Source organism: Candidatus Pantoea symbiotica (assembly GCF_056491525.1).
Genome location: NZ_JBSZHR010000002.1, coordinates 4,193,621 through 4,217,078 on the forward strand (window position 1 = coordinate 4,193,621; position 23,458 = coordinate 4,217,078).

The window sequence follows — 23,458 nt, forward strand, 5'->3', positions numbered from 1 at the left end:
CCATGCGTTTTGAAACCATTTCCGTTATCGGACTGGGCTACATTGGGCTGCCAACGGCGGCCGTTTTTGCCTCAAAGGGAAAGAAAGTCGTTGGCGTGGATATTAATGTCCGCGCCGTCGAAACCATCAATCGCGGCGATATCCATATCGTGGAACCCGAGTTGGGTGATGTGGTGCGCGAAGCGGTGCGCGCCGGTCATCTGCGTGCCACCACGCAGGCCGAAGCCGCCGATGCATTCCTGATCGCCGTGCCCACGCCGTTTATCGGCGACCATCAGCCGGATCTCAGCTATGTGCAGGCTGCGGCGCTGTCGATTGCACCAGTATTAAAAGCGGGCGATCTGGTGATCCTCGAATCCACGTCGCCGGTAGGTGCCACCGAGCAAATGGCGGAATGGCTGGCGGCGGCGCGTCCCGATCTGCGTTTCCCGCAGCACGGTGAAGCGTGCGATGTGTTTATCGCTTACTGCCCGGAGCGCGTGTTGCCCGGCAAAGTGATGGTCGAACTGCTGGAAAACGATCGCGTGATTGGCGGCATGACGCCAGCCTGTTCCGCACGCGCCAGTGAGCTGTATCGCATTTTCCTGCGCGGCGCGTGTGTGGAAACCAATGCGCGCACCGCCGAGATGTGCAAACTCACCGAAAACAGCTTCCGCGATGTGAACATCGCCTTTGCCAATGAGCTGTCGCTGATTTGCGCCGAGCAGGGCATCAACGTGTGGGAGCTGATTGCGCTGGCGAATCGCCATCCGCGCGTCAACATCCTGCAACCTGGACCGGGCGTTGGCGGGCACTGTATCGCTGTTGATCCGTGGTTTATCGTGGCGCAAAACCCCGAGCAGGCGCGACTGATTCGCACCGCGCGTGAAGTGAATGACGCCAAACCAGGCTGGGTGCTGGATCAGGTAAAACAGGCGTTAGCAGAGTGCCTTACCGCCAGCGGCAAACGCGCCAGCGATGTCACCATTGCCTGCTTTGGTCTGGCCTTCAAACCGAATATTGATGACCTGCGCGAAAGTCCGGCGATGAGCGTCACGCATCGGATTGCCGAATGGCACAGCGGCAAAACCTGGGTGGTTGAGCCGCATGTGAAAGACATTCCACAACGTCTGGCGCACGAAGCCACGCTGGTTGCCACTGACGTAGCGCTGCAGCAGGCGGATATTCTGGTGATGTTGGTTGATCACACCCAGTTCCGCGCGATTGATGCGGCACAGATTGCCCAACCGTGGATTGTTGATACCAAAGGTGTTTGGCGATGAAACAGTTTCTGGTCACCGGCGGAGCAGGTTTTATCGGTTCGGCGCTGGTGCGCTTTCTGATTGAAAACACCGATCACCGCGTGGTGGTGGTCGATAAATTGAGCTATGCCGGCAATCTGGCGTCGCTGGCGCCGGTGCAACAGGATGCGCGTTTTGCCTTTGAGCAGGTGGATATTTGCCATCGCGCCGAGCTGGATCGCGTTATGGCGCAGTATCAGCCGGATTGCATTATGCACCTGGCGGCGGAAAGCCATGTTGACCGTTCGATCGATGGACCAATCGCCTTCGTCGAAACCAATATTGTCGGCACCTATCAGCTGCTGGAAGCAGCGCGTCATTACTGGAATGGCATGGCAGATGAGCGCAAAAAAGGCTTCATTCTGCACCATATCTCCACCGATGAAGTGTTTGGTGACCTGCATGGTAGCGACGACTTTTTTACTGAAACCACGCCATACGCGCCGAGCAGCCCCTATTCGGCGACCAAAGCCAGCAGCGATCACTTGGTGCGCGCCTGGCTGCGTACCTACGGTTTGCCGGTCATCATCACTAACTGTTCCAACAATTACGGTCCGTATCATTTCCCGGAGAAGCTGATCCCGCTCACCATCATCAATGCGCTGGCGGGCAAACCGCTGCCGGTTTACGGCAATGGCAGCCAGATACGTGACTGGCTGTACGTAGAGGATCACGCGCGGGCGCTGTATAGCGTGGTGAGCAGCGGCAAAGTGGGGGAAACCTACAATATTGGTGGCCACAATGAACGACGTAATCTTGAGGTAGTGGAAACGCTGTGCGATCTGCTGGATGAACTGGCACCGCAGCAGCGTGCGCTGCATCTGGCTCGCTATCGCGACCTGATTACCTTTGTTACCGATCGTCCCGGCCACGATCAGCGCTACGCCATTGATGCCAGTAAAATCGCGCGCGAGCTGGGTTGGACGCCGCAGGAAACCTTTGAGAGCGGTATCCGCAAAACGGTGCAGTGGTATCTGGCCAATCCGCAATGGTGGCAGTCGATTCTTAACGGCAGCTATCGTGGCGAGCGTTTAGGCTTAGCCACGCCGCGCTGAAACCCATGATGAAGGAGCAGCGATGAAAGGCATCATTTTAGCCGGTGGTTCGGGCACGCGTTTGCATCCGATCACCCGCGCCATCTCGAAACAGCTGTTGCCGGTGTACGACAAGCCGATGATTTACTATCCGCTGTCGGTACTGATGCTGGCAGGGATCCGTGAAATCCTGATCATCACCACGCCGGAAGATCGTGCCCACTTTGAACGCCTACTGGGCGACGGCAGTGAATTCGGTTTGCAGCTGGCCTATGCCGAGCAGCCGAGCCCGGATGGGTTGGCGCAGGCGTTTATTATTGGTGAATCCTTTATCGGCGATGATCACTGTTGCCTGGTGCTGGGCGACAATCTTTATTTCGGTCAGGGTTTCAGCCCCAAACTGAAGAAAGTGGCCGCACGCAGCAGTGGCGCGACCGTTTTTGCCTATCAGGTGATGGATCCGGAACGTTTTGGCGTGGTGGAGTTTGATGACGATTTCAACGCGCTCTCCATTGAAGAGAAACCGCAGCAGCCGAAATCGCGCTGGGCGGTAACCGGCCTCTATTTTTACGATAACCGCGTGGTGGAGTTTGCCAAACAGGTGAAACCTTCCGAGCGGGGTGAGCTGGAAATCACCGCCATCAACCAGATGTATCTCGATCAGGGCGAGCTTTCAGTAGAGTTGCTGGGGCGCGGATTTGCCTGGCTGGATACCGGTACGCACGACAGCCTGATTGAGGCGAGTATGTTTGTGCAGACGGTGGAAAAACGGCAGGGCTTTAAAATTGCCTGCCTGGAAGAGATTGCGTGGCGTAACGGCTGGCTGAGCGATGCCCAGCTTTTAGCTGCCGCTCAGGCGCTAACCAAAACCGGCTACGGCCAGTATCTGCTGGATGTTCACAATGCCCGTCCGCGTCAATATTGATCCCCTTACGTGGGAAAATGACTTCTTCGGTCAGAACAGTGCGCGCTTGTCGCTGGATGGCGATCTGCCGCTGGCCGAGGCGCTTCAGCAGCCGTATGCGCTGTGGCAAGTGAAGGTGCCCGCTGAACGAGTTGACGCCATTGATGCGTTGAGCCAGCACGGTTTTCAGTTGGTCGAAGGCGAAGCCGATCTCACTCTCAGCATCAAACATACTGAGCGGCAAGTTGGCGTGCGCATCGCGCGGGAAGCACAAATCCCGGCACTGCGTGAAGCGGCTGCCCAGGCGTTTAGCCAGAGTCGTTTCCGCGCGCCGTGGTTTGCGGCGGAGGACAGCAGACGTTTTTACGCGCAGTGGATTGAAAATGCCGTACGCGGCACCTTCGATAATCAATGTCTGGTGGCCTGCGATGAGCAGGGTGCGCTGCAAGGTTTTGTCTCGATGCGCGAAACTGACGGCGAAATGCGCATCGGTCTGCTGGCGGTATTGCCAGCCGCACAAGGCTGCGGCGTCGGCCAGCGCTTGCTGCTCGCTGCCGCCGACTGGGGCCGCGTGCGTCAGCTAACGCATCTGCGCGTGGCGACCCAGCTCAGCAATCTCACGGCGATGCGCCTCTATTTACGCAGCGGTGCGCGGTTGGAAAGCACCGCTTACTGGTTCTACAGGAAAGCCTCATGATCCCATTTAATGCGCCGCCGATTGTCGGCAGCGAAGTTGAATATATGCAGTCGGCGATGGCCAGCGGCAAGCTGTGCGGCGATGGCGGCTTTACTCGCCGCTGCCAGCAGTGGATGGAACAACATTTCGGCAGCAAAAAAGTGCTGCTGACGCCATCCTGCACCGCGTCGCTGGAGATGGCAGCGCTACTGATTGATCTGCAGCCAGGCGATGAAGTGATCATGCCGAGCTATACCTTCGTCTCCACCGCCAACGCCTTTGTGCTGCGCGGCGCGACCATTGTGTTTGTCGACGTACGTCCCGATACGTTGAATATCGACGAAACGCTGATTGAAGCGGCGATCACGCCGAAAACCCGCGCCATCGTGCCAGTACATTACGCGGGCGTGGCCTGCGAGATGGACAGCATCATGGCGCTGGCGGCGAAGCATAAACTCTATGTTATCGAGGATGCCGCGCAGGGCGTGATGTCGCAGTACAAAGGGCGCGCGCTGGGCACCATTGGTCATATTGGCTGCTTTAGCTTCCACGAAACCAAAAACTACACCGCCGGTGGTGAAGGCGGGGCAACGCTGATTAATGACGCGAAGCTGGTGGATCGGGCCGAGATCATTCGTGAAAAAGGCACCAACCGCAGTCAGTTTTTCCGTGGTCAGGTGGATAAATATACCTGGCGCGATATCGGCTCCAGCTATTTGATGGCGGATCTGCAGGCGGCCTATTTGTGGGCGCAGTTGGAAGCGGCGGAGCAGATTAATCAGCAGCGCCTGCGTTTGTGGCAGCGCTACTACGATGCGCTCCAGCCGCTGGCGGCAGCAGGTCGTATTGAGCTGCCGGTGGTGCCAAAAAATTGCCGCCACAATGCGCACATGTTCTACATCAAGCTGCGCGACAGCGACGATCGTCAGGCGCTGATCAACTGGATGAAAGAGGCGGAAATCCTCACGGTGTTCCACTACATCCCGCTGCACTCGTCGCCAGCGGGTGAACGTTTTGGCCGCTTCCATGGTGATGATGCCTTTACCACGCGAGAAAGCGAGCGTCTGCTGCGCCTGCCGCTGTTCTACAACTTGTCGGATAACAACCAGCGTACGGTGATCAGTTCACTGCTGAGTTTCTTTGCCTGATGTCATTAGCAAAAGCTTCAGTCTGGACCGCCGCTTCGACGCTGGTAAAAATCGTTGCTGGCCTGCTGGTAGTGAAACTGCTGGCGGTGAGTTTCGGGCCGGAAGGGATCGGGCAAGCCGGTAACTTCCGCCAGATGATTACCGTACTCGGCGTGCTGGCGGGCGCGGGCATCTTTAACGGCGTCACTACGCTAGTCGCGCAACATCAGCAACAGCCGCAGCAGTTACGCGCGGTCACCGGCACGGCTTCGGCGATTGTGCTCGGCTTTTCAACGCTGCTGGCGCTGCTGTTTTTGCTGGCGGCGTCACCGATCAGCACGGCGCTGTTTGGTCATGCTGAATATGCAAACGTGGTGCGCATTGTCGCCTTTCTGCAACTCGGTATTGCCTGGGCCAACCTGACGCTAGCGTTGCTGAAAGGTTTTCGCGATGCGCGTGGCAATGCGCTGGCGCTGATTGCCGGAAGTGTAGTTGGCGTGTTGGGTTATGTGCTGTGCTGGTGGCTGGGCGGCTATGCCGGTGCGTTAGTGGGATTGGCGCTGGTACCGGCGCTACTGGTGTTTCCGGCATTGCTGATGCTGCGTCGCCATCGCGATCAGTTGCCGCTGAGCTGGCTGATGCCAAGCTGGCATCCCGAACTGGCGCGCAATCTGGCGAAGTTTACGCTGATGGCGCTAATCACCTCGTTCACCTTGCCGGTGGCGTGGGTGATGATGCGAAATCTGCTGGCTGAGCAACAAGGCTGGGCGCAGGTGGGTTTATGGCAGGGCGTGACCAGTATTTCTGATGCCTATCTGCAATTTATCACCGCCACCTTTAGCGTCTGGCTGCTGCCCACGCTGGCACGCCTGGAGCAGAAGCCGCAAATCGCCCGTGAGATTGGGCGTGCGCTGCGCTTTGTATTACCTGCCGTCGCAGCGGCCAGTTTCTGCGTATGGATGCTGCGCGATGTCGCTATCTGGCTGCTGTTTTCGCCGCAGTTCAGCGCGATGCGTGACCTTTTCGTCTGGCAGTTGTGCGGAGATGTGTTTAAAGTCGGCGCCTATGTTTTCGGATACCTGGTGATCGCCAAAGCGTCGCTGCGTTTCTATATTCTGACGGAAATCAGCCAGTTTGCGCTGCTGACCGGCTTTTCCCATTGGCTGATTCCGCTGCACGGAACTGCCGGGGCCGCGCAGGCTTACATGGCAACCTACGTTCTCTATTTCGCCCTGTGTTGTGGCGCCTTCATGATTTATTGCCGGAAAAAATGACGACTTTTCACGTATTGGGATCGGATATCCCGCATCACAATCATACGGTGCTGCGCTTCTTTAATGACGTGATGAGCGCCGAGCTGCCTGTCGCTGCGCCGCGTCAGTTTATGGTGGTTTCCAGCGCGCCCGAGACGCTGCAAGCGTATAGCTCATTGCAGATTGAAACCTTTGCCAGCAAGCGTGCGCTGGCGCAAGCGGTGATAGCGCGTGCCGCCGATCGCTCGCAGCGCTTCTTCTTTCACGGCCAGTTTAATCCCAGCATTTGGATAGCCTTACTGAGCGGCAAACTGCGCCGTCAGCAGGCGTTTTGGCACGTATGGGGCGCGGATCTCTATGAAGAAGGGCGCGGCCTCAAGTATCAGCTGTTTTATCTGCTGCGCAGAATGGCGCAAGGGCGCGTGGCGCGTGTATTTGCGACGCGGGGTGATTTGCACCATTTTCAACAGCGCCATCCGCGCGTTCCCGCTTCGTTACTCTATTTCCCGACGCGTATGCCGGATGTGGCGCCGCCCGCGTCGGTGGAAAGTCCCGATTTCACTATTCTGCTCGGCAATTCGGGCGATCGCAGTAATCGCCACATTGCCGGATTGGAGGCGATTCGCGCGCAGTTTGGCGAACAGGTAAAAATCGTCGTGCCGCTCGGTTATCCGCAAAATAATCACGCTTACATCGAAGAGATTGCCGCTGCCGCACAGCGCCTGTTTCCGGCGGGGCAAGTGACGTTGCTGCGCGACAAAATAGATTTTGATGCCTATCTGACATTGCTTAGCCGCTGTCAGCTCGGCTATTTTATGTTCGAGCGCCAGCAAGGCATTGGTACGCTTTGCCTGCTGATTCAGGCCAATATTCCGTTTGTGCTGAACCGCAAAAATCCGTTCTGGCGCGATCTCAGCGAACAAGGCTTGCCGGTGCTGTTTAGTGAAGATGCGCTGGATGCGGCCAGCGTGGCCGAAGCGCAACGGCAACTAGCGCAATGTGATCACTCATCGATTGCCTTTTTTGCCCCTGGCTATCTGGCAGGCTGGCGCGACGCGCTAACCCTGAGTGAAAGGGAGAGAACATGAGCCTGATGCAGTTTAGTGGTCTGCTGGTGGTTTATCTGTTTTCGCTGGGTTTCATTCTGACCTTAACCTGGCGGGAATTTAAACGGGTGCGTTTCAACTTCCACCTGTTCTTCACCATTCTGTTTTTACTGACCTTCTATTTCGGCTTTCCGCTGACCAGCGTGCTGGTGTTCCGCTTTAACGTGGCGGTGGTGCCGCCGGAATATCTGCTGCAGGCGCTGCTGGCCGCTACCAGCTTTTATGCCATCTATTACGTCAGCTACAAAGTGCGGCTACGGCCGGCCAATGCGCCTGCGCGTAAGCCCTGGCTGCAGATGAATCGGGTTGAAACCAATCTGACCTGTTTGCTGCTGGCGCTAGTGGCGATTGGCACCGTGACGGTGTTCTTTATGCACAACGGCCTGCTGCTGTTCCGACTTTCGGCTTACAACCAGATTTTCTCCAGCGAAGTGTCCGGCGTGGCGCTCAAACGCTTCTTCTACTTCTTTATTCCGGCGATGCTGATTCGCTACTTCCTCAAGCCAACCCAACGTCAGTGGCTGTGGTTTTTACTGGTGTCGGTGGCATTTGGCTTGCTGACTTACGCGCTGGTGGGCGGCACGCGCGCCAATATCATCATTGCTTTCGCGCTGTTCCTGTTCATTGGTATTACACGCGGCTGGATCACGCTGTGGATGCTGGTCGGCGCCGGTGTGATGGCAATCGGCGGCATGTTCTGGCTGGCGCTGCGTCGCTATAACCTCGACGTGGTCGGCGATGAGGCGTTTTACACCTTCCTTTATCTGACGCGCGATACCTTCTCGCCGTGGGAAAATCTGGCGCTATTACTGCAAAACTACGACAAGATCGATTTTCAGGGCCTGGCACCGATTTGGCGCGATTTCTACGTGTTCATTCCCAGCTGGATGTGGCCGGGACGTCCAGCAGCCATTCTCAACAGCGCCAACTACTTTACCTGGGAAGTGCTGAACAACCATTCCGGCTTGGCGATCTCGCCGACGCTGTTGGGTTCTCTGGTAGTGATGGGCGGCGTGTGGTTTATCCCAATCGGTGCGGTGGCTGTCGGCCTGCTGATGAAAGGATTCGATAACCTTTATCTCTATGGTCGCGATACCAGCAATCGCTATAGCGGGGCGATTTTGCAGAGTTTCTGCTTCGGCGCGGTGTTTAATATGATCGTGCTGGCGCGTGAAGGGCTGGATGCTTTCGGCTCGCGCGTAGTGTTCTTTTGTCTGATTTTTGCGGCCTGCATGTGGGCGGCTAAATTGCTTTACTGGCTGTTGGCGCGCGCGGGATTAATTCGTCCGCGCAGCGAGCCGGTTTTACACAGCCCATCTTAACCTCTGGGCACAACGGGAAATTCATACCATGGAAACCGATAAGCCGCGCTATAGCCTGCGCGGAGTCGATCTTCACGCCTTCAACGATATGGCGAGCTTTCTGCGCTTTCTGCTGCCCGAGGGCAAGCCGCGCTGCGGCACGCTGGTGGCGATGAATGCCGAGAAAATGCTGACGCTGGAAGAAGATGCACAGCTACGCGCACTGATTGCTGAGGCAGAATTCAAATATCCGGATGGCATCAGCATTGTCCGTTCGCTGCGTAAGAAGTATCCCCAGCTGCAGGTGAACCGCATCGCGGGCGCGGATCTGTGGGAAGCGCTGATGGAGAACGCGGGACGCACCGGCATTCCGGTATTTCTGATTGGTGGACGTCAGGCGGTGCTGCAGGAAACCTGCGACAAGCTGCGGCGGCAGTGGAATGTGAATATCGTTGGTAGCCAGGATGGTTACTTTGCGCCTGAAGCACGTGATGCGCTGTTTGCACGTATTGCCGCAAGCGGTGCGCAGATTGTCACGGTGGCACAAGGTTCGCCGCGCCAGGAGCTATTGATGCGTGATTGCCGCGCACATTGGCCGCATGCGCTCTATATGGGCGTTGGTGGCACTTACGATGTTTTTACCGGACACGTTAAGCGCGCGCCCGTTTGGTGGCAAAAATCCGGGCTGGAATGGCTGTATCGTCTCATTCGTCAGCCTTCGCGTCTGCGCCGCCAATTAAAGCTGCTGAAATATTTGCGTTACCACTGGCGCGGCGATCTTTGAAATTGCTGGTTTTTGCAGCAAAAATGCGAGGGTAAGCGCCTCAAACTGCTGTAATTATCGATGGAATGCACAAAGCGTAATCAAACGCGTTTTTTTTCTAAAAAAGGGCTGGACAGCATGAGGTCAAGCCCGTAGTATGCCCATCCGCAACGGCGCTACGCGCCCGTAGCTCAGCTGGATAGAGCGCTGCCCTCCGGAGGCAGAGGTCTCAGGTTCGAATCCTGTCGGGCGCGCCATTTAGTTTGTGCGCAAGAGCTTCGGTGGTTGGTTAGACCGCGTTATGCAGTGAATTTTAGTAAGCGAAACACGCTTACGCACCAGAATTATGGTGGCTATAGCTCAGTTGGTAGAGCCCTGGATTGTGATTCCAGTTGTCGTGGGTTCGAGTCCCATTAGCCACCCCAGATTTTGCTCGGTCACGCGATGGTGGCGGAATTGGTAGACGCGCTAGCTTCAGGTGTTAGTGTTCTTACGGACGTGAGGGTTCAAGTCCCTCCCTTCGCACCAAGCAAAATTACGCAGTAGCGTTAAAGAAGTAAAAAATCGGCGAGTAGCGCAGCTTGGTAGCGCAACTGGTTTGGGACCAGTGGGTCGGAGGTTCGAATCCTCTCTCGCCGACCATATTCGAAAAGCCTGCTTGAAAAAGCAGGCTTTTTTCGTTTGTGCTCATCCTCATGTTCGCCGCTCATCCCATCATTTCCGTTAAGCGTAATCCGGCACATTGTCGCTATTCAGATACATATAACTCACTGATTTATATAGGCATGACGATTCCTTGCATAGCTTGTCGCTTTGCGGAGACAGCTTTTGGGTTATGCGTCGTGATTTACAGACAGTGGCTTACACCCGGAACGTGGGTTAGGTTTTATCCTGTTGATATAAAATAACTTATTGCGCTAACTGCAACTTTGGCACGGCTTATGCAATAATCTTCCTGTAGATGCTCATTCCACCTCTTATGTTTGCTGATGCTACATAAACCTGGGAATGATGCAGAGCCCCTTACGGCATCCGTTGTCCAGCCTGGCAGTATTTGCGCACGCTTTACTGCAGTAAGAAGGACATTACGTTGAGTCGGATGCCATCAGTTGTCTTAACGACCTGATCTTACACCTGCTTATGGCAGGTGTTTTTTTGTCTGCAGTTTATGACAGGCAAAAAAAAGCCGGGACAAGCCCGGCGTGCACAAAAGTAACAATCGTAAAATCAGGCGCTGGGATTGGTCTTCAGCGTCAGTAGCAGTCCTTCGCGACGCATTTTGGCGGCGTCTTCCGGGCGATGCAGGCGGTCGTAAACATCGGCCAGCCAGGCATAATCAAACGCATCAGGACGCTGAGCCAGCGCTTGCTGGAACGCTTCTGCCGCCTGCTGCCATTCACCATGACGCATCAGCATCTGGCCCAGCGTACTGTGCAGCAGCGGCGTGGCGCCATGCTGTTTAATTTGCTGGCGTAGCGCTTTCTCCAGAGATTGCGGATCGCCACTTTTAATACGCGGCATAAGCAATACCAGACGATCGTCATATTGACGTTTCAGACCTTCCAGCACGATGCTCTGTGCGGTGTCCGGATCGTCACACTCGATCAGATGTTCTGCCATCGCCACCTGCAAGGCGGTTTCCTGACGCGTTTTGCGGCTCTGGTTCTGCCACCATTTTTTCAAACCGTCGCTGCCCTGATCGGCCATCGCCTGGTTCATCAGGCCCAGCCAGGCTTGTTGCTGCAAGGCATCGCGCTGTACTTCATCATTGATCTGCACTTTCTGCATTGAAGGCAGAATGTCGAGCAATGCGCTCCATGCGCCGGTACGAATGTAGGCTTGCTCTGCCAAACGCAACACTTCCGGATGGCGCGGCGCGACTTCCAGCAGGCGGTCAACGCCGTGACGTGCAGCGTGATCTTCGTTGCGCGCCAGTTGCAGACGTACGCGCGTGATTTCAACCGGAATAGTGTCGTTCACTGACAACTCAGAAGCGCGCTCCAGATGCTGATTAGCACGGATTTCGTCTCCGCGTTGCTGCGCCGCTTCGGCAGCCAGCAAGTAGTTAGCTACCGGCTGATCGGCGTGGTCGGCATTTTTCGACAGCAGTTTTTCAGCCTGTTTGAAGTCACCTTCCGCCAGTTTCATCAACGCGCTTTGCGTGTGGCGCTGTGCGCTACGACGCTTGCGGCCATTGAACCAGCCGCGTGTACGTGCGCCGGTGCGGAACAGGCGACGCAGAATCCATTCCACCAACAAGATTACCAGCAGGCTGAGAATCAAAATGATCGCCAGGCCCGTTACGCTGGTTTCAATGTTCCAGTTGTCGGTCTGGATCAGCACGTAGCCCTGATGGCCTGCGACCATCGGTCCAACCACAATGCCGGCAATCAGCAGCAGGAAAAGCACCAATACTTTCAGCATGGTTAGCCTCCCTGTTGATCAGCAGCAATCGATGGCTGAGCCAGCAAATTACGCACGCGAGTTTGCATCAGCTTTTCCAGCAGCGGCTGGCTTTCCAGCGTATCCGGCACATCCATCGAAATGCTCTGCTGGCTCAGTTCATCCAGCTGCGCAAGGAAGGCTTTGGTGGCGGCATCGTTGGTGTCGTACCACGCGCGAACCCAGGTTGATACCGCATCGATAGACTGTTTGTAGATCTCATCCTGATGACGCGGTACGGCCTGGGCGGCAATCAGCAGGCGCGAACGAATGTTTTCGCGCAGGTAAACGTCCTGATTCGGAGCCAGCAGCGGCTGTGCGGTGTTATCGCGGCGGCGGATGGTGATGAAATCATCCATAAAGTTGTGCCAGCTTTTCACCAGATTTTGACGCCACTCGTGCAGCGAACTGGAGAGCTCACCGCCATCGGCGTCCATAGGTGAATCATCGCTGTCGTTGTCGGCCAGACGCAAATTATCAACGCCGTTCGACAGCTGATTAAGCTTGAGGATGGTGCCGTCATAATCAATCTGGCTGACCGCGGAGAGTGAACTGATGTCCTGCGTTAAGGCGCGACGCACGTTCATTACGCTTGGATCGTTCATGTCGGCCAGGCTGGTATCGGCACTTTTCAGTAACGCTGCTGCCGTGGTGACATCCTGATCGCTCCACAGTTTGCGGCCCGCCAGTTTGACGAGGTAATCCGCCTGCGCCAGCAGCCAGGTACGCGTGTCGTTTCCAGAGATGGTGGCGACTTTATCGCGCAGGGTTTCCAGCTCTTTAGCGCTGTTATCCTGCTGCGTGCGCGTCTCTTGCAAGGCACTGTTGGCGCTAGCAAGCTGTTGTGTCAGTTGCTGTTTGTCGCTGCCGAGTTGCTGCTGCAAGGCGCTCAACTGCTCACTGAGATTCTGATTAGTTTGAGCCTGTAAATCGGCCTGGTGTTTCCCATTAAGGTAAAGTCCCGCCCCAATCGCCAGCGCAATCACAATCGCCACTGCACTCAGCACCTTGCCATCGCTTTTTTTATCGCGTGGTGGCTTAGTTGCTGGAGAGGGAGAATTGTCCGCTGGGGTGGTTTCTTCAACCATGGCGGAGGAGGCTTTTTGTTCCGTCATTATGGCTCATCCCATTGTTAAGTTCAGCGTAACGCGCGCAGCAGCGCGTCGTTATCGGCACCATCGGCTACATCAATGTCCTGCCAGCCTAATTCAGCGGCTTGCGTAGCCAAACGTTCACTGACGACCACAAGCCGACAGTGTAGTAACCATTCCCGACGATCAATTGGCGGAAACAGAGAAAAGAGTTGTTGTAACATTTCGCCGCTGGTGACCACCAGCGTTGTAATGCCGCGATCGCGCCAGCGGCGGCCTTCCGTCGCGCCGTTGTAGTGCTTTTCACAACGCTGATAACACTCGCAATATTGCACCTCAGCGCCGCGCTCAATCAGCGTTTCCGCCAGCAACTCGCGCCCTGGGCTGCCGCGCAGAATCAGCGCGCGTTTGCCACTGACCTGCTGCAGACGATTCAGGCGCACCAGCTCTTCACTGGTCTCTCGCGCATGAGGATAGTCTACTTTTAGATTACTGACGGTATGCAGGGCTAAAGCAGTACTGCGGCCAATAGCATAATAGTTGAGAGCTTCAGGCCACGTAATCGCGCTCTGCTGTAAAGCGGGTTCGGCGAACGTGACGACCTGCTGCGACAGCAAAAACACCAGATCGCCTGGCTGGAGCGCAGCAAGTTGCTTAGGTAAATGAATAAGATCGCGACCCGGCGTGAATTCAATCAGCGGAAGGCTCCATGCCAGCTTGCCCAGGCTGCGCAAACGCGAGACCAGTTCAGTGGCGGCCGGTTCCGGGCGGGTCACGAGGATGGTCATGCTGGCGGTTGACCTTGATAGACTTCACGCAGAATGTCGCGCGCGCCGCCATCCAGCAGCTCTTCGGCCAGCGAAATGCCCATTTTTTCGGCGTGATCGCGCGGACCACGGCGCTCGCCCACCACCATTTGACTGCCGTCCGGTGAGCCGACTAATCCGCGCAGCCACAGCTGATCGTCTTCCAGCACCGCGAAGCTGCCTATTGGCACCTGACAACCGCCTTCCAGCCGCGTATTCATCGCACGTTCGGCACGCACGCACACGGCGGTATCGTCATGATTCAACGCCTCTAGCAGCGTAATTAATTGTTCATCATCCACGCGGCATTCAATGCCGACAGCGCCTTGACCCACAGCTGGCAGTGAAATCTCTGCAGGCATTGCCTGACGAATGCGATCTTCCAGCCCTAAACGCTTCAAACCGGCCGCCGCCAGAATGATGGCGTCATATTCACCGGCATCAAGTTTGCCAAGACGCGTGCCGACGTTGCCGCGCAGCGAGCGAATCACTAAATCCGGACGGCGGGCGCTAAGCTGACACTGGCGGCGCAGGCTGGACGTCCCGACCACCGCGCCTTGCGGCAGCTCATCAATACTGTTGTAACGATTGGAGACGAAAGCATCGCGCGGATCTTCACGCTCGCAAATGGTCACCAGACCGAGACCTTCTGGAAAATCGATCGGCACATCTTTCATCGAGTGCACGGCGAGATCGGCGCGCCCTTCCAGCATTGCCAGCTCAAGCTCTTTAACGAACAGCCCTTTGCCGCCAACCTTTGCCAGTGGCGTATCAAGGATGACATCACCTTTGGTGACCATCGGCAGCAGCTCAACTTGCAGACCCGGATGAGCCGCCATCAGGCGCTGCTGGACATATTGTGCCTGCCACAGAGCAAGGGGACTTTGTCTGGTAGCAATTCTGAAAATTTTGTTTAACATGCTGTTAACCATTTTGATCGTTCATCGAATATCCTATCATTGATAGGGGAATGCTGTCAGTTTCAACGGATTGAAAAGGCCGCGATGTCAGACTGTGCCTGGATCTTGAGGGTCACAGTTTAGAGTCGAAGTCTGAAAAAAGCAGAGCTACGGTCGGAACATGCTAAACTGTTAAGTAGCGCAACTTTCTTTACGGTCAATCCTCCAGGTGTTAGATTGATCACGTTTCCAGCAATTATTTGCCCAATATCTTTATTATTAAGCGGCAAAATTCGGAAACAGGGTGCTTAACACTGGGACAATCAGGCGAAACGTCTTGTACCTCTACATTGAGACACTGAAACAGAGACTGGATGCGATTAACCAGCTGCGTGTAGATCGCGCACTGGCTGCCATGGGACCTGCTTTCCAGCAAGTCTACAGTCTGCTGCCAACATTATTGCACTACCATCATCCACTGATGCCTGGCTACGTTGAAGGTAACGTTCCGCATGGCGTCTGCCTCTACACGCCCGATGAAAACCAATTTCAGCTGCTGCAGAACTTAGCGGGCGGTCAACCGCTCGAGCTCAGCTCTGCCGTGGCAGGCGAACGTCCGATTACCGGCATTTACTCAATGGGCAGCACTTCGTCCGTTGGGCAAAACAGCATCTCCGATCTTGATATCTGGGTGTGCCACCAATCGTGGCTGGATAATGAAGAGCGCCTCAATCTGCAGCGTAAGTGTACGCTGTTGCAGAAATGGTGTGTGTCGATGGGTGTGGAAGTTAGCTTCTTCCTGATTGACGAGAACCGTTTCCGCCATAATGAAAGCGGCAGCCTCGGCGGTGAAGATTGCGGTTCTACCCAACATATTTTGCTGCTGGATGAGTTTTACCGTACCGCCGTGCGTATGGCGGGTAAACGCATCCTGTGGAATATGGTGCCCGGTGAAGAGGAGCACCATTACGATGATTACGTCATGTCGCTCTATTCACAAGGCGTTCTGACGCCGAATGAGTGGCTGGATCTCGGCGGGCTTGGCACGTTGTCTGCGGAAGAGTACTTCGGTGCCAGCTTGTGGCAGCTATATAAAAGTATCGATTCGCCGTACAAAGCGGTGCTTAAAACCCTGCTGCTGGAAGCCTACAGCTGGGAATATCCCAACACGCAGCTGCTGTCGATGGACATCAAGCAGCGCCTGCACGACGGCGAAATTGTCTGCTTCGGTCTCGATCCTTACTGCATGATGCTGGAGCGCGTGACGCGCTATCTCACCAGCGTCGATGACATGGCGCGCCTCGATTTAGTGCGTCGATGTTTCTATTTAAAAGTGTGTGAAAAGCTCTCGAGCGAAGATCACCATCATCAGCGCACCGGCTGGCGCCGCGAGATTCTATCGCAGCTGGTTAAAGAGTGGGGCTGGGATGAAGAGAAGTTAGCGGTACTGGATAACCGCGCGCAGTGGAAAATCGAACGCGTACGTGAAGCGCATAATGAGCTGCTGGATGCGATGATGCAGAGCTATCGCAACCTGATTCGCTTTGCGCGCCGCAACAATTTAAGCGTCAGCGCCAGCCCGCAGGACATCGGCGTGCTGACGCGTAAACTGTATGCCGCATTCGAGGCGCTGCCGGGTAAAGTCACCTTGGTGAACCCGCAGATTTCGCCCGATCTCTCGGAAGAGAATCTCACCTTTATTCACGTCCCGGCGGGCCGCGCCAATCGTGCCGGTTGGTATCTGTATAACCAATCGCCGGATATGAGTTCCATCATCAGCCATCAGCCGCTGGAATATAACCGCTATCTGAACAAGCTGGTGGCGTGGGCGTGGTTCAACGGTTTGCTGACCAGCAAAACGCGTCTGCATATGAAAGGCAATGATCTGTGCGATCTGCCGCGTTTGCAGGAGCTGGTGAACGATGTGTCGAGCCACTTCCCGCTGCGCGTGCCGGCACCGACGCCGAAAGCGCTCTACAGCCCATGCGAAATTCGCCATTTAGCGATTATCGTTAACCTGGAACACGATCCTACCTCGGCGTTCCGCAATCAGGTGGTGCATTTTGATTTCCGCAAGCTCGATGTGTTCAGCTTCGGTCAGCAGCAGCAATGCCTGATTGGCAGCATCGATCTGCTCTATCGCAACTCGTGGAATGAAGTGCGTACGCTGCACTTCAACGGCGAGCAGGCGATGATTGAAGCGCTGAAAACCATTCTGGGCAAAATGCATCAGGATGCTGCGCCGCCGGATACGGTAGAAGTGTTCTGCTATAGCCAGCATCTGCGCGGTTTGATTCGTACTCGCGTGCAGCAGTTGGTTTCGGAATGCATTGAGCTGCGTCTGTCGAGCACGCGTCAGGAACCGGGCCGCTTTAAAGCGTTGCGCATGGCGGGCCAAACCTGGGGCTTATTCTTCGAACGCATGAGCGTGTCGGTGCAGAAGCTGGAAAACGCCGTCGAATTCTATGGCGCGATTTCTAACAACAAGCTGCACGGCTTGTCGATCAAAGTGGAATCGAACCAGACGCCGTTGCCGCCGGTGGTGAATGGCTACGCCAGCGAAGGCATCATTCAGTTCTTCTTTGAAGACACCAATGACGATCGCGGCTTCAACATCTATATCCTCGACGAAACCAATCGCGTTGAGGTTTATCACCATTGCGAAGGCAGTAAAGAAGAGCTGGTGCGCGACGTGAGTCGATTCTATTCGTCGTCGCATGACCGTTTTACCTACGGCTCCAGCTTTATCAATTTCAACCTGCCGCAGTTCTATCAGATTGTGAATACTGGCGAGCGTTTCCAGGTGATTCCTTTCCGCAGCCAAACGTTAACGCAGCTCTGCGCCACGCAGCCTGACAACGACAACGGCGACTTCCAGCCACGCTACCAAATGCATTGATCCCGCCTGCGTTCGCGCGGCGGGATGCGCTGTTACTCTGACCTGCCGCAGGAAATGCGGCTATTTCCTGTTGCTTTTACAACGTCAACTGCGATGATAAGCAACCATGGCTTAAGGACAGAAGAGCAGACAGAATGATACGAGTGATGAGTCAGCTGGGTATGGCGCTGGCACTGGTCAGCCTGGTAGGCTGTGGCCTGAAAGGACCGCTGTATTTCCCGCCGAAAGATCAGCCAAACAAGCCGAAACAGCAGGTCACCGAGCAGCAGCAAAAAGCCGCTCAGGATGCTGATGTCGGTGGTTTGGTCACCAGCAAGCCTGGTTCGCAGGCGAACTAAAATCTATGAGTAATCCGGCGGAGCAGAAAATGCAGTTCTCAAAAATGCACGGTCTCGGCAACGACTTTATGGTTGTGGATGCTGTGACGCAAAACGTCTTTTTTTCGCCGGAACTGATTCGCCGCCTGGCGGACAGAAATCTGGGGATCGGTTTTGATCAACTGCTGATCGTCGAACCGCCTTACGATCCGGATCTCGATTTCCATTATCGCATTTTCAACGCCGATGGCAGTGAAGTCGCGCAGTGCGGCAACGGCGCTCGCTGTTTCGCCCGCTTTGTGCGTCTGAAAGGGTTGACCAACAAAAGCGACATTCGCGTCAGTACACAAACCGGCCGCATGGTGCTCAGTGTCACCAATGATGAACTAGTGCGCGTCAATATGGGTCAACCGAACTTCGAACCGCAAAGCGTGCCGCTGCGTGCCAATAAAGCCGAGAACCTTTATTTGCAGCGTGTGGCCGATCAAACCGTGATGTTTGGTGCGGTATCGATGGGCAATCCGCACTGCGTGATTCAGGTAGAAAGCGTGAAAACCGCGCCGGTGGAAACGCTCGGTCCAGAGCTGGAAAGCCACGAGCGTTTCCCGGAGCGCGTTAACGTCGGTTTCATGGAAGTGGTCAATCGTGAACACATCCGTCTGCGCGTGTACGAACGTGGCGCGGGCGAAACCCAGGCTTGCGGCAGCGGCGCTTGTGCGGCGGTGGCCTGCGGCGTTCAGCAGGGCATTTTGGCGGAGAATGTCCGCGTCGATTTGCCGGGCGGAACGCTGCATATTGCCTGGAAAGGGGAAGGGCAACCGCTGTTTATGACCGGTCCTGCCACACACGTCTACGATGGGTTTATTCATCTATGAAAAATGTCGAAGAGCAGACCGAAAGCGAGGTTTTGCTGGACGATCAATCGGTAAGCGCATTTCTGCGTGAAAACCCCGATTTCTTTATTCGCAATGCGCGCCAGGTTGAACAGATGATGGTGCCGCATCCGGTGCGCGGCAGCGTTTCGCTGGTGGAGTGGCATATGGCGCGTCAGCGCAACCACATCCAGCAGTTGGAAGAGGAGATCACGCTGCTGATGGAGCAGGCCACGGCCAACCATCAGTTGTTTGATCGCCTGCTGGCGCTGCAAGGTCATCTTGCCGCCGCCGATAGCTTGCAAGAGATGTTAACGCGTCTGCACCGCTGGGCGCGCGAACTGGGCCTGGCCGGTGCGCACGTGCGTGTGTTCAATGACAAATGGCACATCGGCGCACCGTCTGATTTCACCCAACTCGGCTTATCGCGTCAGGCATTCGAACCATTGCGCATTCAGCGCTTCGGCAATGAACATCACTATCTTGGCAGCCTCAACGGCCCGGAATTGCTGCTGCTGTTGCCGCAGGCCAAAGCGATCGGCTCTGTAGCGATGTCGCTGATGGGCGAACGTGGCGAGCTGGGCGTATTGATGTTTACCAGCCGCGATAATCAGCACTATCAGGCGGGCATGGGCACGCTGCTGCTGCAGCATCTGGCGCAAATGCTGCCGGATCTGCTGTCACGCTGGATTGAACGCGCATGAGTCACGTCAGTCCGCTGCTGCCGGCCGTGGATGACTTTCTGCGTTATCTGAAGGTCGAACGCCAGCTCAGTCCGCTGACGCAAAAGAATTACCAACGGCAATTGCAGGCGATTATGGCAATGGCCGATGAGATGAAGCTGTCGAGCTGGTCGCAGCTGGAACCGGCGCAGGTGCGCAGCCTGGCGGCGCGCAGCCGCCGTGGCGGTTTAGGCGCCAGCAGTCTGGCGCTGCGCATGTCGGCACTGCGCAGTTTTCTCGACTGGCAAGTACATCAGGGCATGCTGAGCGCCAATCCCGCCAAAGGCATTTCCACGCCGCGTAACGCGCGCCATCTGCCGAAAAACATGGACGTCGACGAAGTTAATCAATTGCTGGAGATCGATCTCAACGATCCGCTGGCGGTGCGCGACCGCGCGATGCTGGAAACCATGTACGGCGGCGGCTTGCGTCTCTCCGAGCTGGTGAATATGGATTGTCGCCACATGGATTTGGAAGCGGGCGAAGTGCGGGTGCTGGGTAAAGGCAGCAAAGAGCGCCGCGTACCGATTGGCGGCACGGCGGTCACCTGGATTCAGCACTGGTTATCGCTGCGTGATAGCTTTGCGCCGCAGGATGACGCGGTGTTTGTCTCCAGCCGCGGCAGCCGAATTTCGACGCGCAACGTGCAGAAGCGTTTTGCCGAATGGGGCATCAAGCAAGGCGTTGCCAGCCATATTCATCCGCATAAACTGCGCCACTCTTTTGCCACGCATTTGCTGGAATCGAGCGGCGATCTGCGCGCGGTACAGGAACTGCTCGGCCACGCTAATCTGGCGACTACGCAAATCTATACCCATCTGGATTTCCAGCATCTGGCGACGGTTTATGATGCGGCCCATCCGCGTGCCAAACGAGGAAAGTCTTAATGAAGTTTTATCGTCCGCTCGGCCCGATCAAAGCGATCACTTTTGATCTCGACGACACCTTGTATGACAACCATCCCGTGATCCGCAAAACCACCGCCGAATCGCATGCAGCACTGCAGGCGTATCATCCGGCGCTGCGTGAATTCACCCCGGCGGATTATCAGGCGCTGCGTAATGAGTTGCTGGCGCGCGAACCGGAAATTTATCACGACGTGTCTGAATGGCGCCGCCGCTCGGTGGAGCTGGCGCTGCTCAATGTCGGCTTGCCGGCATCAGAAGCCAGCGCCGGTGCCAGCGACGTGATGAGCGTGTTCCATCAGTGGCGCAGCGAAGTGACCATGCCGGAAGAGACGCATCAAACGCTGACGTGGCTGGGCGAGCGCGTGCCGCTGGTGGCGATTACCAACGGCAATGCCTGTCCGGAAAAGCTCGGTATCCATCACCACTTCCAGTTCGCGCTGCGTGCCGGTCCGCACGGTCGCGCCAAGCCGTGGCAGGATATGTATCATCTGGCCGCTGAGCGTTTGGACATCGCGCCACAGCACATTCTGCACGTCGGCGACGATCTCACCACCGATGTTGCCGGTTCGCTGCGTGCCGGGATGCAAGCCTGCTGGATCAACCTGCGTGAAGGCAATCTGATGAAGATCGACGATGCGCGTTTGCTACCGCATGTTGAAATTGATCGGTTGGCATCTCTGACCTCGCTGCTATAATAGCTGTAAATTTATCCAGTAACTGGATGCTCTCCTTTTTTAGACGGTGCTTATGGACGTTTCTGATCTGCTTGACGGCTTGAATGACAAACAGCGCGAGGCGGTCGCCGCACCGCGCAGCAACCTGCTGGTGCTGGCCGGAGCAGGCAGTGGCAAAACCCGTGTGCTGGTGCACCGCATCGCCTGGCTGCTGTCGGTAGAGAACTGCTCGCCGTATTCGATTATGGCGGTGACCTTTACCAACAAAGCGGCGGCAGAAATGCGCCATCGTATCGATCAACTGATCGGCACCAGCCAGGGCGGCATGTGGATTGGTACCTTCCACGGCCTGGCGCACCGTTTACTGCGCGCGCATCACCTTGATGCCGGTTTGCCGCAGGATTTCCAGATTCTCGATAGTGACGATCAGCTGCGTCTGTTGAAGCGCCTGATCAAAGCCATGAACCTTGATGAGAAACAGTGGCCTGCGCGTCAGGGCATGTGGTACATCAACGGCAAAAAAGATGAAGGTCTGCGGCCAAAACACATCGAAAGCTACGGCAATCCGGTTGAACAAACCTGGCTGCGCATCTATCAGGCGTATCAGGAAGCCTGCGATCGCGCCGGTTTAGTCGATTTCGCCGAGCTGCTGCTGCGCGCCCACGAACTCTGGCTCAATAAGCCGCATATCCTCAATCATTACCGCGAGCGTTTCAGCAACGTGCTGGTGGATGAGTTCCAGGATACCAACAACATTCAGTACGCATGGATTCGCATGCTGGCGGGTGATACCGGCCGCGTGATTATCGTCGGCGATGACGATCAGTCGATTTACGGCTGGCGCGGGGCGCAGGTGGAAAACATCCAGCGCTTCCTGCAGGATTTCCCCGGCGCAGAAACCATTCGTCTTGAGCAGAACTATCGCTCGACCAACAACATTCTGAAAGCCGCGAACACGCTGATCGCCAACAACAATGGCCGCCTCGGTAAAGAGCTGTGGACCGACGGCAGCGATGGCGAAAAGATTTCGCTCTACTGCGCGTTCAACGAGCTGGATGAAGCGCGCTTTGTGGTCAATCGCATCAAAAGCTGGCATGAAAACGGCAACGCGCTGCAGGATTGCGCCATTCTCTACCGCAGCAACGCCCAATCGCGTGTGCTGGAAGAGGCGCTGCTGCAAGGCAGCATGCCGTATCGCATTTATGGCGGCATGCGCTTCTTCGAGCGTCAGGAGATCAAAGATGCGCTGGCCTATCTGCGTTTGATGGCCAATCGCAATGACGATGCGGCATTTGAGCGTGTGGTGAACACGCCGGTGCGCGGCGTGGGCGATCGTACGCTCGACGTGGTGCGCCAGACCGCGCGCGACCAGCAACTCACTTTATGGCAAGCCACGCGCGAGCTGTTACAGAACAAAGTGTTAGCCGGACGCGCCGCGTCGGCGCTGCAGCGCTTCTGCGAGCTGGTCGATTCACTGGCCAGCGAAACATCCGAGATGCCGCTGCATGTGCAAACCGATCGTGTGATTAAAGACTCCGGTTTATGGGTAATGTACGAGCAGGAGAAGGGCGAGAAAGGCCAGGCGCGTATTGAAAACCTTGAAGAACTGGTCACGGCAACGCGCCAGTTCAGCTATCAGGACGAAGATGAAGATCTGATGCCGCTGCAGGCGTTCTTGTCGCATGCGGCGCTCGAAGCGGGCGAAGGCCAGGCCGACAAATGGCAGGATGCGGTGCAGCTGATGACCATGCACTCGGCGAAAGGGCTGGAGTTCAGCCAGGTATTTATCGTCGGCATGGAAGAGGGCATGTTCCCGAGCCAGATGTCGCTGGATGAAGGCGGTCGTCTGGAAGAGGAGCGCCGTCTGGCTTACGTTGGCGTGACGCGTGCGATGGTCAAACTGACGCTCACCTATGCCGAAAGCCGTCGTCTTTATGGTAAGGAAGTGTATCACCGTCCATCACGCTTTATCGGCGAACTGCCGGAAGAGTGCGTGGAAGAGGTGCGTTTGCGCGCCAGCGTCAGCCGTCCGGTGAGCCATCAGCGCATGGGTACGCCAATCGCGCAAAACGACAGCGGCTTCACGCTCGGCCAGCGCGTGCGCCATGCCAAATTCGGCGAAGGCACCATCATTAACCTCGAAGGCAGCGGCGAACACAGCCGTTTGCAGGTGGCGTTTCAGGGCCAGGGAATCAAGTGGCTGGTGGCGGCTTACGCCCGTCTGGAAACGGTGTAGCGCGGTTGCGCTACCTTGACGACTTTTTCGTCTCAGCGTAACATGCGCGCACTATTATCATGAGAGGACAATGCCTTGGACGCGCCCAGTCGATGCTGGCTCAATCACCTGTTTAACAGGAACTCCTAAGGTTACCTCTTTTAGCTGG

20 protein-coding genes and 4 tRNA genes are annotated in these 23,458 nt (G+C 56.1%); 20 read left to right on the forward strand and 4 right to left on the reverse strand.

Annotated features, from left to right (window positions below; all coding sequences use genetic code 11):
* The first annotated feature begins 2 nt into the window (after nucleotides 1–2).
* From wecC to ACXIZX_RS20200, 13 genes are all read left to right on the forward strand, one after another.
* Nucleotides 3–1,262: a UDP-N-acetyl-D-mannosamine dehydrogenase gene (gene wecC / locus ACXIZX_RS20140; RefSeq protein ID WP_479404807.1), complete on the forward strand. Its 1,260-nt coding sequence runs from the start codon at nucleotides 3–5 to the stop codon at nucleotides 1,260–1,262.
* Nucleotides 1,259–2,335 (forward strand): dTDP-glucose 4,6-dehydratase, encoded by a 1,077-nt coding sequence (rffG, locus tag ACXIZX_RS20145; protein ID WP_479404808.1) that lies wholly within the window; start codon nucleotides 1,259–1,261, stop codon nucleotides 2,333–2,335. Before wecC ends, rffG begins: the two co-directional genes overlap by 4 nt.
* Nucleotides 2,336–2,357: 22 nt before the next feature.
* Complete coding sequence (gene rfbA / locus ACXIZX_RS20150) at nucleotides 2,358–3,239, forward strand: glucose-1-phosphate thymidylyltransferase RfbA (RefSeq protein WP_008105754.1); 882 nt, start codon at nucleotides 2,358–2,360, stop codon at nucleotides 3,237–3,239.
* Nucleotides 3,217–3,915: a dTDP-4-amino-4,6-dideoxy-D-galactose acyltransferase gene (gene rffC, locus ACXIZX_RS20155; protein WP_479404809.1), complete on the forward strand. Its 699-nt coding sequence runs from the start codon at nucleotides 3,217–3,219 to the stop codon at nucleotides 3,913–3,915. Before rfbA ends, rffC begins: the two co-directional genes overlap by 23 nt.
* Nucleotides 3,912–5,042, forward strand: a complete 1,131-nt coding sequence (gene rffA, locus ACXIZX_RS20160; RefSeq protein WP_008105756.1) for a dTDP-4-amino-4,6-dideoxygalactose transaminase — start codon at nucleotides 3,912–3,914, stop codon at nucleotides 5,040–5,042. The genes rffC and rffA overlap by 4 nt, the downstream gene beginning before the upstream one ends.
* On the forward strand, nucleotides 5,042–6,295 hold the full coding sequence (gene wzxE, locus ACXIZX_RS20165; protein WP_479404810.1) for a lipid III flippase WzxE: 1,254 nt from the start codon (nucleotides 5,042–5,044) through the stop codon (nucleotides 6,293–6,295). Before rffA ends, wzxE begins: the two co-directional genes overlap by 1 nt.
* Nucleotides 6,292–7,362 carry a TDP-N-acetylfucosamine:lipid II N-acetylfucosaminyltransferase gene (wecF, locus tag ACXIZX_RS20170; RefSeq protein WP_479404811.1) on the forward strand — a complete coding sequence of 357 codons (1,071 nt, stop codon included), beginning with the start codon at nucleotides 6,292–6,294 and terminating at the stop codon, nucleotides 7,360–7,362. Before wzxE ends, wecF begins: the two co-directional genes overlap by 4 nt.
* Nucleotides 7,359–8,702 carry an ECA oligosaccharide polymerase gene (gene wzyE, locus ACXIZX_RS20175; RefSeq protein ID WP_008105761.1) on the forward strand — a complete coding sequence of 448 codons (1,344 nt, stop codon included), beginning with the start codon at nucleotides 7,359–7,361 and terminating at the stop codon, nucleotides 8,700–8,702. The genes wecF and wzyE overlap by 4 nt, the downstream gene beginning before the upstream one ends.
* Nucleotides 8,703–8,730: 28 nt before the next feature.
* Nucleotides 8,731–9,465, forward strand: a complete 735-nt coding sequence (wecG, locus tag ACXIZX_RS20180; RefSeq protein WP_479404812.1) for a lipopolysaccharide N-acetylmannosaminouronosyltransferase — start codon at nucleotides 8,731–8,733, stop codon at nucleotides 9,463–9,465.
* Nucleotides 9,466–9,624: 159 nt separating this feature from the next.
* Nucleotides 9,625–9,701 (forward strand) — tRNA-Arg (locus tag ACXIZX_RS20185).
* Nucleotides 9,702–9,793: 92 nt separating this feature from the next.
* Nucleotides 9,794–9,869 (forward strand) — tRNA-His (locus ACXIZX_RS20190).
* A gap of 16 nt (nucleotides 9,870–9,885) precedes the next feature.
* Nucleotides 9,886–9,972, forward strand: a tRNA-Leu gene (locus ACXIZX_RS20195).
* Between the two features lie 37 nt (nucleotides 9,973–10,009).
* Nucleotides 10,010–10,086, forward strand: a tRNA-Pro gene (locus ACXIZX_RS20200).
* Nucleotides 10,087–10,671: 585 nt separating this feature from the next.
* Here ACXIZX_RS20200 and hemY read toward each other — a convergent pair.
* Genes hemY through hemC form a run of 4 tightly spaced genes read right to left on the reverse strand, consistent with a single transcriptional unit; the run spans nucleotide 10,672 to nucleotide 14,703 of the window.
* Nucleotides 10,672–11,868: a protoheme IX biogenesis protein HemY gene (gene hemY / locus ACXIZX_RS20205; protein WP_179452827.1), complete on the reverse strand. Its 1,197-nt coding sequence runs from the start codon at nucleotides 11,866–11,868 to the stop codon at nucleotides 10,672–10,674.
* A 2-nt stretch (nucleotides 11,869–11,870) separates the two neighbouring features.
* A complete protein-coding gene (gene hemX, locus ACXIZX_RS20210; RefSeq protein WP_179452826.1) occupies nucleotides 11,871–13,001 on the reverse strand; it encodes a uroporphyrinogen-III C-methyltransferase in 1,131 nt (376 codons plus the stop codon).
* A gap of 23 nt (nucleotides 13,002–13,024) precedes the next feature.
* Nucleotides 13,025–13,765 carry a uroporphyrinogen-III synthase gene (gene hemD, locus ACXIZX_RS20215; RefSeq protein WP_479404813.1) on the reverse strand — a complete coding sequence of 247 codons (741 nt, stop codon included), beginning with the start codon at nucleotides 13,763–13,765 and terminating at the stop codon, nucleotides 13,025–13,027.
* Entirely contained in the window at nucleotides 13,762–14,703 is a 942-nt protein-coding gene (gene hemC / locus ACXIZX_RS20220) for a hydroxymethylbilane synthase (protein WP_179452824.1), read from the reverse strand. The genes hemD and hemC overlap by 4 nt, the downstream gene beginning before the upstream one ends.
* 316 nt (nucleotides 14,704–15,019) lie before the next feature.
* Between hemC and ACXIZX_RS20225 the strand changes: the two genes are divergently transcribed.
* The 7 genes from ACXIZX_RS20225 (at nucleotide 15,020) to uvrD (ending at nucleotide 23,310) form a co-directional block, all read left to right on the forward strand.
* Nucleotides 15,020–17,581 (forward strand): class I adenylate cyclase, encoded by a 2,562-nt coding sequence (locus ACXIZX_RS20225; protein ID WP_179452823.1) that lies wholly within the window; start codon nucleotides 15,020–15,022, stop codon nucleotides 17,579–17,581.
* A 134-nt stretch (nucleotides 17,582–17,715) separates the two neighbouring features.
* Nucleotides 17,716–17,919 carry an LPS translocon maturation chaperone LptM gene (gene lptM / locus ACXIZX_RS20230; RefSeq protein ID WP_008105771.1) on the forward strand — a complete coding sequence of 68 codons (204 nt, stop codon included), beginning with the start codon at nucleotides 17,716–17,718 and terminating at the stop codon, nucleotides 17,917–17,919.
* Nucleotides 17,920–17,948: 29 nt separating this feature from the next.
* A complete protein-coding gene (gene dapF, locus ACXIZX_RS20235; RefSeq protein WP_008105772.1) occupies nucleotides 17,949–18,773 on the forward strand; it encodes a diaminopimelate epimerase in 825 nt (274 codons plus the stop codon).
* The gene (locus ACXIZX_RS20240; RefSeq protein WP_061719368.1) at nucleotides 18,770–19,474 is read left to right on the forward strand and encodes a DUF484 domain-containing protein; all 705 of its coding nucleotides are present in this window, start codon (nucleotides 18,770–18,772) and stop codon (nucleotides 19,472–19,474) included. The genes dapF and ACXIZX_RS20240 overlap by 4 nt, the downstream gene beginning before the upstream one ends.
* Nucleotides 19,471–20,379, forward strand: a complete 909-nt coding sequence (xerC, locus tag ACXIZX_RS20245) for a tyrosine recombinase XerC (RefSeq protein ID WP_479404814.1) — start codon at nucleotides 19,471–19,473, stop codon at nucleotides 20,377–20,379. Before ACXIZX_RS20240 ends, xerC begins: the two co-directional genes overlap by 4 nt.
* On the forward strand, nucleotides 20,379–21,095 hold the full coding sequence (yigB, locus tag ACXIZX_RS20250) for a 5-amino-6-(5-phospho-D-ribitylamino)uracil phosphatase YigB (protein ID WP_179452822.1): 717 nt from the start codon (nucleotides 20,379–20,381) through the stop codon (nucleotides 21,093–21,095). Before xerC ends, yigB begins: the two co-directional genes overlap by 1 nt.
* Before the next feature lie 52 nt (nucleotides 21,096–21,147).
* Complete coding sequence (gene uvrD / locus ACXIZX_RS20255) at nucleotides 21,148–23,310, forward strand: DNA helicase II (RefSeq protein WP_008105776.1); 2,163 nt, start codon at nucleotides 21,148–21,150, stop codon at nucleotides 23,308–23,310.
* The last annotated feature ends 148 nt before the right edge of the window (nucleotides 23,311–23,458 follow it).